The following is a 15523-nucleotide window of genomic DNA, read 5'->3' as shown; positions in this document are numbered from 1 at the left end:
AGACTGTCCCCCGGGCGTCGTCCGAGGTCGGACGCCCCTCCTCGCGCGTGCGGGGTGGACTCGGGACAAACGGAAATGGAGTGCCATCGATGGCTGCGATGAAGCCGCGGACGGGTGACGGACCGCTGGAGGTCACCAAGGAAGGGCGAGGCATCGTCATGCGGGTCCCGCTCGAGGGTGGCGGGCGTCTGGTGGTCGAGCTCAACGCGACCGAGGCCAGCGAGCTGGGTGAGGCGCTCCAGGCCGTGGTGGGCTGATTGCCCGCACGTGAGCGCCGGGTCTCCGGAACCTCGGAGATCCCGCGCGCGCTGCCGGAGGTGGTCGGTGCACGGGGCGCGCTGAGCGACGCCCCGCTCGTCGACGAGGCACAGGCCGACGCGGTCGTGGTCGCCGTCGCGCCGCCGCGCGAGGCGGAGGACGGGCTGCAGCCGCGCGCCGGCACGGTCGACGCGACCCTGCGGTACGGGGTCGACCTCGCCGAGCTGGCCGAGCGCGCGGGTGGCCCGGGCTTCCGTGGCGCGGCCGGCGAGGTCGTGCGCGTGGACCTGCCGCGCGCGCACGTCGGGTCCACGACCCGGCTGCCGTGGGCGGGCCTGCCGCCCCGCCTCCTGCTGCTCGGCGTGGGCGCCGGCACCGCGACGGACCTGCGCCGCGCCGGGGCTGCGCTGGCCCGTGCGTCCCGCGGCCTCGAGCGGGTCGTGAGCGCCGTGACCGCGGACGCCGGGGCGGCCGAGGTCCGCGCCTACGTCGAGGGCTACCTGCTCGCCGCGTACGCCCAGCCGCGCCGCGGCGACGCGCCCGCCGGCGCGCAGGACGCCGCCGCGCAGCTCGTGCTGCTCACGCCGCCCGACCGTCCCGACGTGGCGGCACCGATCGAGGCGGCGACCCGCGCGGCCGCCGCGACGTGGCTCGTGCGCGACCTCGCGAACACGCCGTCCGACGTCAAGGACCCGGCCTGGTTCGCCGACCGCGCCCTCGGGCTGGCCGACGCGCTCGGCCTCGACACCACCGTCCGCGGCCCCGCCGAGCTCGCCGCCGACGGCTTCGGCGCGCTCCTCGCCGTGGGCGCCGGCTCGGCGCGCGGGCCGCGGCTCGTCACCGTCACGTACGACCCCGCCGACCACGGCGTGACCCCGGCGACGGACCGTTCCGCGCCGCGGCACGTGGTCGTCGTCGGCAAGGGCATCACCTACGACACGGGCGGTCTGTCCATCAAGCCGCGCGAGGCGATGGTGCCCATGAAGACCGACATGGCGGGCGCCGCCGTCGCGCTCGCCGTCGTGCTCGGGGCCGCCCGCGCGCGCTCGGACCGGCGCGTCACCGCCGTGCTGCCGCTCGCGGAGAACCACGTCGGCGCGGCGTCGTACCGGCCCGGTGACGTGCTGCGCACGTGGTCGGGGCGCACGGTCGAGGTCGCGAACACGGACGCCGAGGGCCGCCTCGTCCTCGCCGACGCCGTCGGGTACGCCGTGCAGGAGCTCGCCCCGGACGTGCTCGTCGACGTCGCGACGCTCACCGGCGCGGCGAGCGTGGGCCTGGGTCGCGGTCACGGCGCGTTGTTCGCGACCGACGACGCTGTCGCCGACGCGCTCGAGGACGCCGCCCGCACGACGGGCGAGCGGGTGTGGCGCATGCCGCTCGTCGAGGACTACGCGGGTGCCCTGCGCTCCGACGTCGCCGACCTGCGGCACGTCCCGGTCGAGAGCCCCGGCGGCGGGGCCATCACGGCCGCGCTGTTCCTCCGGGAGTTCGTGGGCGACGTGCCCTGGGCCCACCTCGACGTCGCGGGACCGGCGCGCGCGACGGCTGACCGGCACGAGGTCGTGGCCGGGGCGACGGGCTTCGGCGCCCGGCTGCTGCTCGAGGCGCTCGACCGGCTCTGACCTGGCCGGTCAGCGGCGGACGGCGAGCAGGAGGCCGTCGCCGCTGGGCAGAAGCGCCGGCAGCACGCGCTCGTCGGACCGGAGCGACCGGCCGACCTCGCGCACGATCGTCGTCACCTCGTCGCGCCGCGCGGGGTCGGCGACGCGGTCGTGCGACAGCGCGCCGTCGACCGCGAGCACGCCTCCGGGCCGCAGGAGGCGCAGCCCCTGCTCGACGTACTCGGGGTAGCTGTGCTTGTCGGCCCCGACGAGGACGAGGTCGTACGCGCCGTCGGTGAGGCGGGGGAGCACGTCGCTCGCGCGGCCCGGGATCGTGCGCGTGCGGGACGCGGGCACGCCCTCCTCCGCGAACGCCGCCTTCGCCGCGCGCTGGTGCTCGACCTCGACGTCGATCGTCGTCAGCACGCCGTCGGCGGGCATGCCGCGCAGGAGCCAGATCGAGGCGACGCCCGTGCCGGTGCCGATCTCGACGACCGCGCGGGCCGCGAGGGACGCGGCCAGGACCTGGAGCACGGCCCCGACGCCCGGGAGGACCGCGGGGCAGCCGAGCTCGGCCGCGCGGTCGCGCGCCCGCAGGAGGACCTCGTCCTCGGGGACGAACTCCTCGCTGTACACCCAGCTCGCCGCCTTGGCGCTGCGGTGGGTGCCGACGTCGCTGGTGATCAGGTCCTCCTGGTGGTCCGTCGTCCGGCCCCGGGGGCCGGGCCGGCACTGTCTCGGATCGTACCCGCCCCCTCCCGCGCCGGCCCGTTCCCGCGCCGCGCGCGTGTGCACGGGCCGTGGACGTCGCGCGCACGTCCCGCGCGAGCCGGGGAACACGCGCCGAGGGCGGGACGTTCTTCTGGGACGATGGACCACGTGGACGACGCACGACCGAGGACCAGCACGCACGGCCAGCAGGACGCGGGCACGTGGGTGCCGCCGTCGTGGGACGCGATCGTGCGCGAGCACTCGGCGCGGGTCTACCGGCTCGCCTACCGCCTGACGGGCAACCGCCAGGACGCGGAGGACCTCACGCAGGAGACGTTCGTCCGGGTGTTCCGCTCGCTGTCGAGCTACACCCCGGGCACGTTCGAGGGCTGGCTCCACCGGATCACGACGAACCTGTTCCTCGACCAGGTGCGGCGCAAGCAGCGCATCCGGATGGAGGCCATGGGCGACGACGACGGGCACTACCCGGCGCGCGCCGAGGCCCAGCCGGAGCGCGGGTTCGAGCACGCGAACCTCGACCACGACGTGCAGCGCGCGCTCGACGCGCTCTCGCCCGAGTACCGGGCCGCCGTCGTGCTGTGCGACATCGAGGGCCTCTCCTACGAGGAGATCGCCGTGACGCTCGGCATCAAGCTCGGCACGGTCCGCTCGCGGATCCACCGCGCGCGCTCGCAGCTGCGCGCCGCACTGCCGCACCGCGACCCTGCCGAGCGTCCGGCGTCGGACGACGCACCGACCGCCGTGGGCGCCCGGGGGGCGGCGTGACCCATCTCGGTTCGCGGCTCTCCGCGCTCGTCGACGGGCAGCTGTCGCCCGCGGAGGCGGAGCGCGCCCTGGAGCACGTGGCCTGCTGCCCGCGGTGCGCGGCGGAGCTCTCCGCGGCCCGTGCGGCCCGGCGCGCGCTGAGCGCGGCCGGGCCGGTGGAGCCGGCGCCGGACCTCGCCGCGCGCCTGCTCGCGCTGTCCGCCCAGATCCCGCCGACGGACGGCGACCCGCTGCGCGCGGCGCCCGCGCCGAGCGACCCCTGGGCGGAGACCGCGACGCTCCCGCGCGGCGCGTGGAGCGGCGAGGTGCGCCGCGGCTCGCTCCGGCGGCGGGTCGTCGGCCTCGTCGTCGGCGGCGTCGGCGTCGCGGCGGTGGGCCTCTTCGCGCTCGGGGAGAGCCCGCTCGTCACGCCGGACCTGCACCGCAGCGACCCGCTCACCGTGCTCGCGCAGGCCGCGCCCCGGGCCACGGGCGCGCTCGTCGTCGGCGGCGCGCGGACCGACGGTCCGGACGGCGGGTCGGGCGGTGGGACGGTCGCCGACGGCGGCGCGTCCGCCCTCGCGGCGCTCGCCGCGCAGGGCTGGACCTGCCCGACGCCGCTCCCCGAGGGCTTCCGCGTGGCCGACGTCCGCGACGACGCGCGGCGCGGCGTGCTGGAGATCGACCTCGAGGCGCCGGGCGGGGAGGCGGTCGTGCGCGAGCAGACCGGCCTGCTGGATACGTCGGCGCTCGCGGGCGGCGAGACGTGGGACGTCGACGGTCGCCGCGTGCACGTGCTGTCCGAGGCGCCGTGGCACGTCGTGTGGCAGTCGGGCGACACGGTGATCGACGTCGTCGCCGACACCGAGCAGGAGACGGTCGCCGCCCTCGTGGCGGCGTTCCCGGCCCGTGACTACGATGCCGGGGTCCCGGCGCGCATCTCCCGGGGCTGGACGACCATGACAGGAGCGCTCGGCACCTCATGACCGACCCCCAGACCGGACCGGAGCAGCCCGGTCCGCGCGACGCCGCGCCGAACCCGTTCGCGCCGCCGTCGGCCTACCGCAGCGTGCCCGTCCCGCCGTCCGCCGAGGCGCCACGGCCCACCGAGGCCCCACGGCCCGCTGAAGGCGCTGCATCGGGGCACGTCGCGCCCCCGCACGGTCCGGGACCGGTCCCGCCGCCGCCCGCGCCCGCGGAACCCTCGACCGCGGGGCCCACGGACCCGTGGGAGCGGCTGAGCGCGTTCGGCCAGCCCGAGGCGCCGACGCGCCCGGGCGGGTCCGTCGACCCGACCCTCGTGGGCGTGCCCCGCGGAGCCGTCGGCACCGCGCCGCGCCGCGGCCTGCGCCCGGCCGCGGTGGCGGGCGTCGCGGTGCTCGCGCTCGTCGCGGGCGCCGTCGGCGGCGTCGCGGCCGACCGCCTCGCCGACCCGCAGTCCTCCGGCTCGTCCGTCTCGGCGCTGCCGCCCGCGAGCGTCGAGCCGGGCGCGGACCGCCCCGACGGCTCGGTGGCGGACATCGCCGCGACCGTGCTGCCCAGCGTCGTCTCGCTCCAGGTCCGCGGGGCCGACGGCGTCGCGACCGGCTCGGGCTTCGTGCTGCGGGAGGATGGCTTCATCCTCACGAACAACCACGTCGTCGCGTCGGCCGCCGACGGCGGCGACATCGTCGTGCTCTTCTCCGACGGGCACGAGAGCCCGGCGGAGCTCGTCGGGCGGACGGTCGACTACGACCTCGCGGTCGTCAAGGTCGAGGACTCCGGCCTCACGCCGCTCGCGCTCGGTGACTCCGACGAGGTGGTCGTCGGGGACCCGGTGGTGGCCATCGGTGCGCCGCTCGGGCTCAACGGGACCGTGACCACGGGGATCATCAGCGCGCTCAACCGCCCGGTCCAGGCGGGCGCCGCGGCGGAGACGGCGTTCATCAACGCGATCCAGACGGACGCCGCGATCAACCCCGGCAACTCCGGCGGCCCGCTCGTCGACGGCCGCGGCCAGGTGGTCGGCATCAACTCGGCCATCGCGCAGCCGCCGGGGAGCGGCGAGGCCACGGGCAGCATCGGGCTCGGGTTCGCCATCCCGTCGAACCAGGCCCGCCGCACCGCCGAGCAGCTCATCGCCGACGGCGTCGCGACGTACCCCGTGATCGGCGTGCTCCTCGACCAGCGCTACCAGGGCGAGGGCGTGCAGGTCTCGACCGACGCGCAGTCCGGGACGCCCGCCGTGACGCCCGACGGCCCGGCGGACGCCGCCGGGATCCGGCCGGGAGACGTGATCCTGTCCATCGACGGCCGGCCCGTCACGGAGTCGGACGAGCTCATCGTCGCGATCCGGGCGAAGGCGCCGGGGGACGCGGTGACCCTGCGCGTGCGGACCGGCGACCAGGAGCGCGACGTGCGCGTCGTCCTCGACGAGGCCACGAGCGAGTAGTCTGTCGGCGTGTTCGGGATCAACGGAGCCGAGTTCGTCGTGCTCCTCATCGTGGCGGTCGTCGTCATCGGTCCCGAGCGCCTGCCGCGCTACGCGGAGCAGCTCGGGGCGTTCGTGCGGTCCGCGCGGGGCTACCTGCGCGACGCGAAGTCGCGCGTGGACGCGGAGCTCGGCGAGGAGCTGTCCGACGTCGACTGGGCCAAGCTCGACCCGCGCCAGTACGACCCGCGCCGGATCGTCCGCGAGGCACTCCTGGACGACGACCCCCTGCCCGAGCGCGTCTCCCCGCCCCCGCCGCCCGCCCCCGTCGCGCCGCAGGGCCCGGCACCGTTCGACGACGAGGCCACCTGACCCGGTCGTCCGACCGCGGTACGACGGCGATTCGTTCCGGCGCCCGAGCACCTGTCAGAATGGGGCAATGTCCATCGAGGCGACGCACATCGGTCCGGCACCGGTCCCGGAGACCACGCAGGAGCCCGGGAGCCCGACGGGCACCCGGCCACGGATCCTCTCGGGCATGCAGCCCACGGAGGACTCGCTGCAGCTCGGGAACTACATCGGTGCGCTGCGCCAGTGGGTCTCCCTGCAGGACGCGTACGACGCCCTGTACTGCGTCGTCGACCTCCACGCGCTGACGGTCAACCCCGACCCGGAGCGGCTCCGCGAGCGCACCCGCCGCACGGCCGCCCAGTACCTCGCCGGCGGCGTGGACCCGGACCGCTCGGCGCTGTTCGTCCAGTCGCACGTGCCGCAGCACGCCGAGCTGTCGTGGGTGCTGTCGTGCCAGACGGGCTTCGGCGAGGCGGGCCGCATGACCCAGTTCAAGGACAAGTCCGCGAAGCAGGGCGCCGACGGCACGACCGTCGGGCTGTTCACGTACCCCGTGCTCATGGCGGCCGACATCCTGCTCTACGACGCGGCGCTCGTGCCGGTCGGCGAGGACCAGCGCCAGCACCTCGAGCTCACCCGTGACCTCGCGGAGCGGCTCAACGCCCGCTTCGGCGACGGGACCGCCGTCGTGCCGGAGGCCCACATCGTCCGGTCGGTCGCGAAGATCTACGACCTCCAGGAGCCGACGGCGAAGATGAGCAAGTCCTCGTCCAACGGCAAGGGCGTCATCTGGCTGCTCGACGACCCGAAGGTCGCCGCCAAGCGGATCCGGTCGGCTGCGACCGACTCCGGCACGGAGATCCGCTACGACCCGGTCGCCAAGCCCGGCGTGTCGAACCTGCTGACCATCTACTCGGCGCTCACGGGGCGGGACGTCGAGGCGATCGCCGCCGAGTACGACGGCCAGGGCTACGGGCGCCTCAAGGTGGACCTGGCGGACGTCGTCGTCGACTTCCTCGTGCCGTTCCAGGAGCGTGCGAACACCTACCTGGCGGACCCGGCCGAGCTCGACGCGGTGCTCGCGCGCGGCGCGCAGAAGGCCCGCGAGATCGCGGCCGGCACGCTCGCCCGCGTCTACGACCGCGTCGGCCTGCTGCCCGTGGGCGGGACGACCGCGTGAACCTCCCGGAGCGCGAGCCCCACCAGGTGCGGATCGGCATCGCGATCGAGGTGCCCGAGCCGTTCGCGACGCAGCTCCAGGACGCGCGCGCACGGTTCGGCGACCCGCTCGCGCGGTCGATCCCGCCGCACGTGACGCTCCTCGGCCCGACGGTCCTGGACCGCACGGCGCTCGACACGGCGCGCACGCACCTCGCCGAGGTCGCGTCGACGGCGGCGCCGTTCCGCCTCCACCTGCGGGGGAGCGCGACGTTCCGGCCCGTCTCGCCCGTGGTGTTCGTCCAGGTGGTCGAGGGCATCGCGGAGTGCGAGCACCTCGAGAGCGCGATCCGCACCGGCCCGCTCGCCCAGGACCTGCGGTTCAACTACCACCCGCACGTGACCGTCGCGCACGAGGTGCCCGAGGCCGCGCTCGACGCGGCGTTCGACCAGATGGCGACCTACGACGCGCAGTTCGACGTCGCGGGGTTCTCGCTCTACGAGCACGGGGACGACGGCGTCTGGCGCCCCGAGCAGGTGTTCCCCCTCGGCGCGGATGCCGCGGGAGCGACCGCCTCGTAGGGTTCGGGGCGTGACGTCGCCCCGCCCAGCCGCCCCGCGCGTCGTCACGCGCACGCGCGCGCGGGTGGACGCGCTCGTCGAGCGCTGGAAGGACAGCCGGCCCGGCCGCGCGACCTACCGCTACCTGTACGCGCGCGGTGCGCTCCTGTGCGGCGGCATCGCGTACTCCGCGCTGTTCTCGCTGTTCGCCGCGCTGACGATCGGCTACACCGTCTTCATGCGGGTCCTGGGCGGCCGCCAGGAGCTCATGGACGTCGTCTTCGGCGAGATCAACGAGCTCGTGCCCGGCCTCATCGCCCTCGACGGCCAGCCGGGTGCCATCCGGCCCGACCAGCTCCTGCTCGACTCCGGGCTCAGCGTCACGAGCGTCGTCGCGAGCGTGGTGCTGCTCTTCTCCGTCGTGTCGTTCATGTACCACCTGCGTGGCGCCGTGCGGACCATGTTCGGCGTGAGCGACGTCGGCCAGAGCCCCGTGCTCGCCCGGGCGCGCGCCCTCCTCGGGTTCTTCCTCCTCGCGGTGTTCCTCCTCGTCTCCGCCGTCGCCGGCATCGCCGTGACGTCGCTCGGCAACCAGATCCTCGAGGCGATCGGGCTCTCCGGCGGGCCCGCCGTCCTCGTCACCGGTGCGGGCCTCGTCGTGAGCGTCCTGCTCGACGCGCTCGTCGTGGTCGTCGTCGTGCGGCTCCTCGCCGGGGTGCGGGTCCGACGCCGCGACCTCCTCGTCGGCTCGCTCACCGCCGCCGTCGGGTTCGGCGTGCTCCGCTACCTCGGGTCGTCGTTCGTCGAGAGCAGCGCCACCCGGAATGCCCTCCTGGCTTCGTTCGCCGTCCTCGTGACGCTGCTGCTCCTCGTCAACTTCACCGCGCGCATCCTCCTGGCCGTGTGCGCGTGGATGGCGGACCCGCCGCGCCCGCCCGACCCGGTGCCCGACGGCGCCCGGCACGCGCGCGACGGCCGTCCCGAGCTGCCCGTGCTCGACGGCGACCCCCCGCCCGACGGCCGCCATCTCCGGGCGCCCCGCCACGCCGTCGAGAGCACGCGCGACGGCGCCGTTCCGTCCACGGAGGAGCGCGTCCGCGCCGGCCACGGGTCGCACCGCCCGTGGAGCCCCGTGGTCCGCGGAGTCCGCCGGGCCCGTCTGCCGCGAGGGACGTGATCGCCCGCGTTCGGGCGGCGGGACGAGATCGGCACGCGCTGTCGAGACCGGTGCGCGCTGCCGAGATCGGCACGGGCGGCCGCCGATCTCCGCCGCAGACGCCGATCTCGGTCGCGAACACCGGTCGCGGTCGTGGCTGTCGGTCACGGAGGCGTTCGTCGAGGAGGCCGCGACGTCACCGGGGGACGACGAAGGGCGCCGACCGTCCGGTCGGCGCCCTTCGTGGCGGTGCGGGGGGTGTCAGAACGCGCGGGTGATCATCGCCCGCTTGACCTCCTGGATCGCCTTCGTGACCTCGATGCCGCGCGGGCAGGCCTCGGTGCAGTTGAAGGTCGTGCGGCAGCGCCACACGCCCTCCTTGTCGTTGAGGATCTCCAGGCGCTGCGTGGCGCCCTCGTCGCGGCTGTCGAAGATGAAGCGGTGCGCGTTGACGATGGCGGCGGGGCCGAAGTACTGGCCGTCGGTCCAGAAGACCGGGCAGGACGACGTGCACGCGGCGCACAGGATGCACTTGGTGGTGTCGTCGAAGCGCTCGCGCTGCGCGGCGGACTGGAGACGCTCCTTGCTCGGCTCGTTCCCGGACGTGATGAGGAACGGCATGATCTCGCGGTAGGACGCGAAGAACGGCTCCATGTCCACGACGAGGTCCTTGACCACGGGCAGGCCCTTGATGGGCTCGACCGTGATCGGCTTGTCGGGGTTGACGTCCTTGAGGAGCGTCTTGCACGCGAGCCGGTTGCGGCCGTTGATGCGCATCGCGTCCGAGCCGCACACGCCGTGCGCGCACGAGCGGCGGAACGTCAGGGAGCCGTCGTGCTCCCACTTGATCTTGTGCAGGGCGTCGAGCACGCGGTCGGTGCCGTGGGCCTGGACGGTGAACTCGTCCCAGTACGCCTCCTCGCCGTGCTCCGACTCGGGGGAGTAGCGGCGGACGCGGAGCGTGACCTCGAACGAGGGGATCTCCCCGGCCTTGGGCTCGGCGGCCGGGCTCTCGAGTGTGGCAGTCATCAGTACTTCCGCTCCATGGGCTCGTACCGGGTCTGGGTGACGGGCTTGGAGCCCAGGGCGACCTTGTAGCCGTCGAACTGCTCGACGTGGTCGAAGTAGCCCGCGACGTGCCCGTCGGCGACGTCGCTGGCGGACGTCGGACGGCGGTAGGCCATCGTGTGCAGCATGTAGTTGGCGTCGTCGCGGTCCGGGAAGTCCTCGCGGTAGTGGCCGCCGCGGGACTCCTTGCGGTTGATCGCCGCGACCACGGTGACCTCGGCGATGTCGAGGAGGAACCCGAGCTCGATCGCCTCGAGGAGGTCGGTGTTGAACAGGCGGCCCTTGTCCTGCACGGACACGTTCTTGTAGCGCTTCTGCAGGTCGCGGATGTCCGCGAGGGCCTGGTTGAGCGACTCGCCCGTGCGGAACACCTGGGCGTTGGCGTCCATCGTCTCCTGGAGCGCCTTGCGGACGTCGGCGACGCGCTCGCCGTCGGGACGGTTGCGCATCTCCTCGAGCTGCGCGACGACGGCCGCGGCGGGGTTCTCCGGGAGCTCGCTGTACGACGCGGTCGCGGCGTACGCGGCGGCCGTGCGGCCGGCGCGCTTGCCGAAGACGTTGATGTCGAGCAGCGAGTTGGTGCCGAGACGGTTGGAGCCGTGCACGCTGACGCAGGCGACCTCACCGGCGGCGTAGAGGCCCTTGACGACGTTGTGGCTGTCGCGCAGCACCTCGGCGTCGACGTTCGTCGGGATGCCGCCCATCGCGTAGTGCGCCGTGGGGTACACGGGCACGGGCTCGGTGTACGGCTCGATCCCGAGGTAGGTCCGGGCGAACTCGGTGATGTCGGGGAGCTTGGCGTCGATGTGCGCCGGCTCGAGGTGCGTGAGGTCGAGCAGGACGTAGTCCTTGTTCGGCCCGGCGCCGCGGCCCTCGCGGACCTCGTTCGCCATGGACCGGGCGACGATGTCGCGCGGCGCGAGGTCCTTGATGGTGGGGGCGTAGCGCTCCATGAAGCGCTCGCCGTCCGCGTTGCGCAGGATGCCGCCCTCGCCGCGGGCGGCCTCCGACAGGAGGATGCCGAGGCCCGCGAGGCCGGTCGGGTGGAACTGGAAGAACTCCATGTCCTCGAGCGGCAGGCCGCGGCGGTAGGCCAGGGCCATGCCGTCGCCCGTGAGCGTGTGCGCGTTGGACGTCGTCTTGAAGATCTTGCCCGCGCCACCGGTGGCGAAGATGATCGCCTTCGCCTGGAAGACGTGGATCTCGCCGGACGCGAGGTCGTAGGCGACGACGCCGGTCGCGGTGACCGTCTCGTCGTCGGGGATCTCGCCCGCGGAGAGGTCGTGGTCGGTGATGAGGTCGAGGACGTAGAACTCGTTGAAGAACTCGACGTCCTGCTTGACGCACTGCTGGTAGAGCGTCTGGAGGATCATGTGGCCGGTGCGGTCCGCGGCGTAGCACGAGCGGCGCACCGCGGCCTCGCCGTGGTTGCGCGTGTGCCCGCCGAACCGGCGCTGGTCGATGCGGCCCTCGGGCGTGCGGTTGAACGGCAGGCCCATGCGCTCGAGGTCGAGGACGGCGTCGATGGCCTCCTTGGCCATGATCTCCGCGGCGTCCTGGTCGACGAGGTAGTCGCCGCCCTTGACCGTGTCGAACGTGTGCCACTCCCAGTTGTCCTCCTCCACGTTCGCGAGCGCGGCGCACATGCCGCCCTGCGCGGCGCCCGTGTGCGAGCGCGTGGGGTAGAGCTTGGAGATGACGGCCGTCCGGACCTTGCCGGACGACTCCAGCGCCGCGCGCATCCCGGCGCCGCCTGCGCCGACGATGACGACGTCGTACTGATGGGTTTGCATCGGGGTCGATGCCTCCTGGGAGAGAGCCGGGTGGAGCGAGAGGAAGACGGGGGCGTGCGGTGGTGCGGTGCTCAGGCCGTGCAGAACGACGCGAGCAGCTCGGCCGGGGCGTTCGCGGGGCAGGGCTCGAACGTGAAGATCACGAGCGTGCCGAGGACCGTGACGATCGTGAAGGCGAGGTACAGCGCGAGCTTGAGGACGAGGCGAGTGCCGTCACGCTCGGCGTAGTCGTTGATGATCGTGCGGACGCCGTTGGTGCCGTGGAACATGGCGAGCCACAGCATGAGCAGGTCCCAGATCTGCCAGAACGGCGAGGCCCACTTGCCGGCGACGAAGCCGAAGTCGATCGCGTGCACGCCCTCGCCGACCATGAGGTTGACGAAGAGGTGCCCGAAGATGAGGACGATCAGCACGACGCCGGAGGCGCGCATGAAGATCCAGCTGTACAGCTCGTAGTTGCTGCGCGTGGCCTTGCGGCGCTTGTACGGGTCGCGCGGGCTCGCGACCTCGACCGTGGGTGCGGCGGCCATCAGTGCCCCCCTCCGAAGACGTTCATCAGGTGGCGCGGCAGGAACCCGGCCATCGTCACGACGAACAGGCCGACGACGACCCAGAGCATCGTGCGCTGGTACCGCGGGCCCTTGGACCAGAAGTCGACCAGGATGATGCGGATGCCGTTGAAGGCGTGGAAGACGATGGCCGCGACCAGGCCCGCCTCACCGATACCCATGATCGGCGTCTGGTACGTCCCGATGACGGCGTTGTACGCCTCGGGCGAGACCCGCACGAGCGCCGTGTCGAGCACGTGCACGAGCAGGAAGAAGAAGATGAGCACGCCGGTCACGCGGTGCGCGACCCACGACCACATGCCTTCGCGGCCGCGGTAGAGCGTGCCGGCTGGTGCACTGGGCACTTTGGGGGCCTCCTGTGGCGAGATCAGGGGGAGATGTCACGTTCCGGCCGTGGTCCGGAACTCCCTCAGTCCGGACCCCGGGACCGTCGTCGGCATCGGTCTCAGGGCTTCCACCATAGTGACATCGACGTCATGATGCGGACCGCCGGGGGCGGCGGAACGGCCCCCTGCCGTGGGTTTGTGACTGATCCCACAGCCCGCGGGGGAACTGCGGCCCTCACTATGCTGGCCCTCATGGCCTCTTCGCCGCACGACTCCTCCGGCCCGTCCGGGTCGCCGATCCCCGGCTTCTTCGCCGTCGTCCCTGCGGGAGGCGCCGGCACCCGGCTGTGGCCGCTCTCGCGGGCGGGCTCCCCGAAGTTCCTGCTCGACCTCACCGGCTCTGGGCGCTCCCTGCTCCAGGCGACGGTCGACCGGCTCGTGCCGCTCGCGGGGGAGCAGGGCGTCGTGCTCGTCACGGGCGACCGGCACGTCGCGGCGGCGCGCACGCAGCTCCCGGGCCTGCCGGCCGAGAACGTGCTCGCGGAGCCGTCGCCGCGGGACTCGATGGCGGCCATCGGGCTCGCCGCGGCGGTGCTCGAGGAGCGGCACGGCGACGTCGTCGTCGGCTCGTTCGCCGCGGACCAGGTGATCACGGGTCGTGCCGCCTTCGAGTCCTCGGTGCGCGAGGCGGTGGAGGCGGCGCGCGCCGGGTACGTCGTGACGATCGGCATCGCGGCGTCGCGGCCGTCGACGGCGTTCGGGTACGTGCACAGCGGCGCCCCGCTCGGCGTCGCGGGGGCGCCGAGCGCGCAGCACGTGCGCGGCTTCACGGAGAAGCCGGACGCCGCGACCGCGCAGCGCTACCTCGCGTCCGGGGAGTACCGGTGGAACGCCGGCATGTTCATCGTGCGCTCGTCCGTGCTCCTCGGGCACCTCGCGGACCAGCGCCCCGAGCTGCACGACGGCCTGCGCGCGATCGCGGCCGCGTGGGACGGCCCCGACCGCGACCGCGTGCTCGCGGAGCGGTGGCCGGCGCTCGAGCGGATCGCGATCGACCACGCGGTGGCCGAGCCGGTCGCGGCGGTCGGGGGCGTCGCCGTCGTCCCCGGCACGTTCGGGTGGGACGACGTGGGCGACTTCAACTCCCTCGCCGCCCTCCTCCCGTCCGTCGACGGGGCGGGCTCCAAGGTGCTCGGCGACACGGGGCGCGTCGTGCGCCGCGAGAGCGCGGGCTCGGTCGTCGTGCCCGCGAGCGACCGGGTCGTGACGGTCCTCGGTCTCGACGACGTCGTCGTGGTCGACACCCCCGACGCGCTCCTCGTCACGACGCGGGCGCGCGCGCAGCAGGTGAAGTCGATGGTCGACACGGTGCGCGAGCTCGGGATGGACGAGCTCCTGTGAGCGCCGACGTGACCCTCGCCGCCCGCATCGGGGCCGCCGTCGCGCGCCACGTGGACGAGGTCGTGGCGATCCGCCGCGACATCCACGCCCACCCCGAGGTCTCGCGCGCGGAGACGCGCACCACGGCGCTGCTCGCCGACCGCCTGCGCGCGGCGGGCCTCGAGCCGCGGCTCCTGCCGGGCACGGGGCTCGTGTGCGACGTCGGCCCGGAGCCGGGCACGACCGCCGCGGGCGTGCCCGACGGCGCGGCCGTCCCGGAGGGCCGCGTCGCCCTGCGCGCGGACATCGACGCGCTGCCGCTGCAGGACCGCTGCGGCCTCCCGTGGGCGTCGACCGTGCCGGGCGTCGCGCACGCGTGCGGCCACGACGTGCACACGGCCGTCGTGCTCGGTGCCGGGCTGGTGCTCGCGGACCTCCACGCGCAGGGCGAGCTGCGCCGCGGCGTGCGGCTCGTGCTCCAGCCCGCCGAGGAGGTCCAGCCGGGCGGGTCGCTCGACGTCCTCGCGGCCGGGGCGATGGACGGGGTCGACGAGATCTACGCCGTGCACTGCGACCCGAAGGTCGACGTGGGTCGCATCGGCACGCGGATCGGCCCGATCACGTCGGCGTCCGACGAGGTCTCCGTGACGATCGCCTCCCCGGGCGGCCACACGTCGCGACCGCACCTGACCGGCGACGTGGTGTACGCGCTGGGCCAGGTCATCACGCAGGTCCCCGCGGTGCTCGGTCGTCGGCTGGACCCGCGCTCGGGCGTCAACCTCACGTGGGGCGCCGTCCACGCGGGTTCCGCGCACAACGCCATCCCGAGCACCGGCACGGTCCGCGGCACCCTGCGCTGCCTCGACGTGCGCGCGTGGGAGTTCGCGGGGCAGGTGCTGCACGACGCGGTGGAGCAGGTCGTCGCGCCGTACGAGGTCGAGGTGACCGTGCACCACACGCGGGGCGTCCCGCCCGTCGAGAATGACGAGCGCTGCACCGGCCTGCTCGAGGCTGCCGCGCGCGACGTCCTGGGCCCGGACAGCGTCGTGCTCACCGAGCAGTCGCTCGGGGGCGAGGACTTCGCCTGGTACCTGACGAAGGTGCCCGGGGCGATGGCCCGCCTCGGCACGCGGACGCCGGGCGGGCGCAGCTACGACATCCATCAGGGCGACCTCCAGGTGGACGAGCGCGCGATCGGCCTGGGCATGCGGCTCCTCGCGCGCGTCGCCGCGGGCCAGGACGGGTGAACCGGTCCCGACCCGTGGACAGGGGTGTGTCACGCCTCAGACGCAAAGTGACGCTTGCATAACGAAGCGCCCGCGTTACCGGCAAGTAACGTGCTGGACCCCTTGGGCTGATTAGTCTTCGGTCCTATAGAGGCCGACGGACCGGTCCTCCCGTGCAACGGTGCTC

Annotated in this window: 16 protein-coding genes; 11 read left to right on the top strand and 5 right to left on the bottom strand. The window is 74.2% G+C overall.

The genetic code is table 11. The annotated features are described in order from the left end of the window. Positions 1-89 precede the first annotated feature (89 nt). The gene (locus tag B9L22_RS18900) at positions 90-257 is read left to right on the top strand and encodes a DUF3117 domain-containing protein (RefSeq protein WP_064506638.1); all 168 of its coding nucleotides are present in this window, start codon (positions 90-92) and stop codon (positions 255-257) included. Positions 258-317: 60 nt separating this feature from the next. Further along, positions 318-1883, top strand: a complete 1566-nt coding sequence (locus B9L22_RS18895) for a M17 family metallopeptidase (protein ID WP_233140237.1) — start codon at positions 318-320, stop codon at positions 1881-1883. 9 nt (positions 1884-1892) lie between these two features. Here the strand turns inward: B9L22_RS18895 and B9L22_RS18890 are convergent, their stop codons facing one another. After that, positions 1893-2498: an O-methyltransferase gene (locus B9L22_RS18890; RefSeq protein ID WP_369824879.1), complete on the bottom strand. Its 606-nt coding sequence runs from the start codon at positions 2496-2498 to the stop codon at positions 1893-1895. Positions 2499-2741: 243 nt separating this feature from the next. Here B9L22_RS18890 and sigE point away from each other — a divergent pair, with 243 nt between their 5' ends. The 7 genes from sigE (at position 2742) to B9L22_RS18855 (ending at position 8995) form a co-directional block, all read left to right on the top strand. Continuing rightward, positions 2742-3359: an RNA polymerase sigma factor SigE gene (gene sigE, locus B9L22_RS18885; RefSeq protein ID WP_051028660.1), complete on the top strand. Its 618-nt coding sequence runs from the start codon at positions 2742-2744 to the stop codon at positions 3357-3359. Next, positions 3356-4324 carry a zf-HC2 domain-containing protein gene (locus B9L22_RS18880; protein ID WP_086151492.1) on the top strand — a complete coding sequence of 323 codons (969 nt, stop codon included), beginning with the start codon at positions 3356-3358 and terminating at the stop codon, positions 4322-4324. Before sigE ends, B9L22_RS18880 begins: the two co-directional genes overlap by 4 nt. Beyond that, on the top strand, positions 4321-5769 hold the full coding sequence (locus B9L22_RS18875; RefSeq protein WP_086151491.1) for a S1C family serine protease: 1449 nt from the start codon (positions 4321-4323) through the stop codon (positions 5767-5769). The genes B9L22_RS18880 and B9L22_RS18875 overlap by 4 nt, the downstream gene beginning before the upstream one ends. Before the next feature lie 9 nt (positions 5770-5778). Further along, on the top strand, positions 5779-6120 hold the full coding sequence (locus B9L22_RS18870; protein WP_021479805.1) for a twin-arginine translocase TatA/TatE family subunit: 342 nt from the start codon (positions 5779-5781) through the stop codon (positions 6118-6120). Between the two features lie 67 nt (positions 6121-6187). Continuing rightward, positions 6188-7279: a tryptophan--tRNA ligase gene (gene trpS, locus B9L22_RS18865; protein ID WP_076405236.1), complete on the top strand. Its 1092-nt coding sequence runs from the start codon at positions 6188-6190 to the stop codon at positions 7277-7279. Beyond that, the gene (locus tag B9L22_RS18860) at positions 7276-7839 is read left to right on the top strand and encodes a 2'-5' RNA ligase family protein (protein ID WP_086151490.1); all 564 of its coding nucleotides are present in this window, start codon (positions 7276-7278) and stop codon (positions 7837-7839) included. The genes trpS and B9L22_RS18860 overlap by 4 nt, the downstream gene beginning before the upstream one ends. 10 nt (positions 7840-7849) lie before the next feature. Further along, positions 7850-8995, top strand: coding sequence for a YihY/virulence factor BrkB family protein (locus B9L22_RS18855; protein WP_158097229.1), 1146 nt, complete (start codon positions 7850-7852; stop codon positions 8993-8995). A gap of 240 nt (positions 8996-9235) precedes the next feature. On the opposite strand, the gene B9L22_RS18850 is transcribed toward B9L22_RS18855, so the two are convergent. The 4 genes from B9L22_RS18850 to sdhC all read right to left on the bottom strand — a co-directional run bounded on the left by B9L22_RS18850 (position 9236) and on the right by sdhC (position 12748). Next, the gene (locus tag B9L22_RS18850; protein WP_034651163.1) at positions 9236-10003 is read right to left on the bottom strand and encodes a succinate dehydrogenase iron-sulfur subunit; all 768 of its coding nucleotides are present in this window, start codon (positions 10001-10003) and stop codon (positions 9236-9238) included. Beyond that, a complete protein-coding gene (gene sdhA, locus B9L22_RS18845; protein WP_021481377.1) occupies positions 10003-11835 on the bottom strand; it encodes a succinate dehydrogenase flavoprotein subunit in 1833 nt (610 codons plus the stop codon). The genes B9L22_RS18850 and sdhA overlap by 1 nt, the downstream gene beginning before the upstream one ends. A gap of 71 nt (positions 11836-11906) precedes the next feature. Then, positions 11907-12365, bottom strand: a complete 459-nt coding sequence (locus B9L22_RS18840; RefSeq protein WP_021481378.1) for a succinate dehydrogenase hydrophobic membrane anchor subunit — start codon at positions 12363-12365, stop codon at positions 11907-11909. Next, positions 12365-12748, bottom strand: a complete 384-nt coding sequence (gene sdhC, locus B9L22_RS18835; RefSeq protein WP_021481379.1) for a succinate dehydrogenase, cytochrome b556 subunit — start codon at positions 12746-12748, stop codon at positions 12365-12367. The genes B9L22_RS18840 and sdhC overlap by 1 nt, the downstream gene beginning before the upstream one ends. Positions 12749-12982: 234 nt before the next feature. Here sdhC and B9L22_RS18830 point away from each other — a divergent pair, with 234 nt between their 5' ends. After that, complete coding sequence (locus B9L22_RS18830) at positions 12983-14131, top strand: mannose-1-phosphate guanylyltransferase (protein ID WP_031315561.1); 1149 nt, start codon at positions 12983-12985, stop codon at positions 14129-14131. Beyond that, positions 14128-15357: an amidohydrolase gene (locus B9L22_RS18825; protein WP_076405241.1), complete on the top strand. Its 1230-nt coding sequence runs from the start codon at positions 14128-14130 to the stop codon at positions 15355-15357. The genes B9L22_RS18830 and B9L22_RS18825 overlap by 4 nt, the downstream gene beginning before the upstream one ends. The last annotated feature ends 166 nt before the right edge of the window (positions 15358-15523 follow it).

The organism is Cellulosimicrobium sp. KWT-B (genome assembly GCF_002127155.1).
Taxonomy (GTDB): Bacteria; Actinomycetota; Actinomycetes; order Actinomycetales; family Cellulomonadaceae; genus Cellulosimicrobium; species Cellulosimicrobium funkei.
This window is presented reverse-complemented; position numbering and strand designations above follow the sequence as displayed.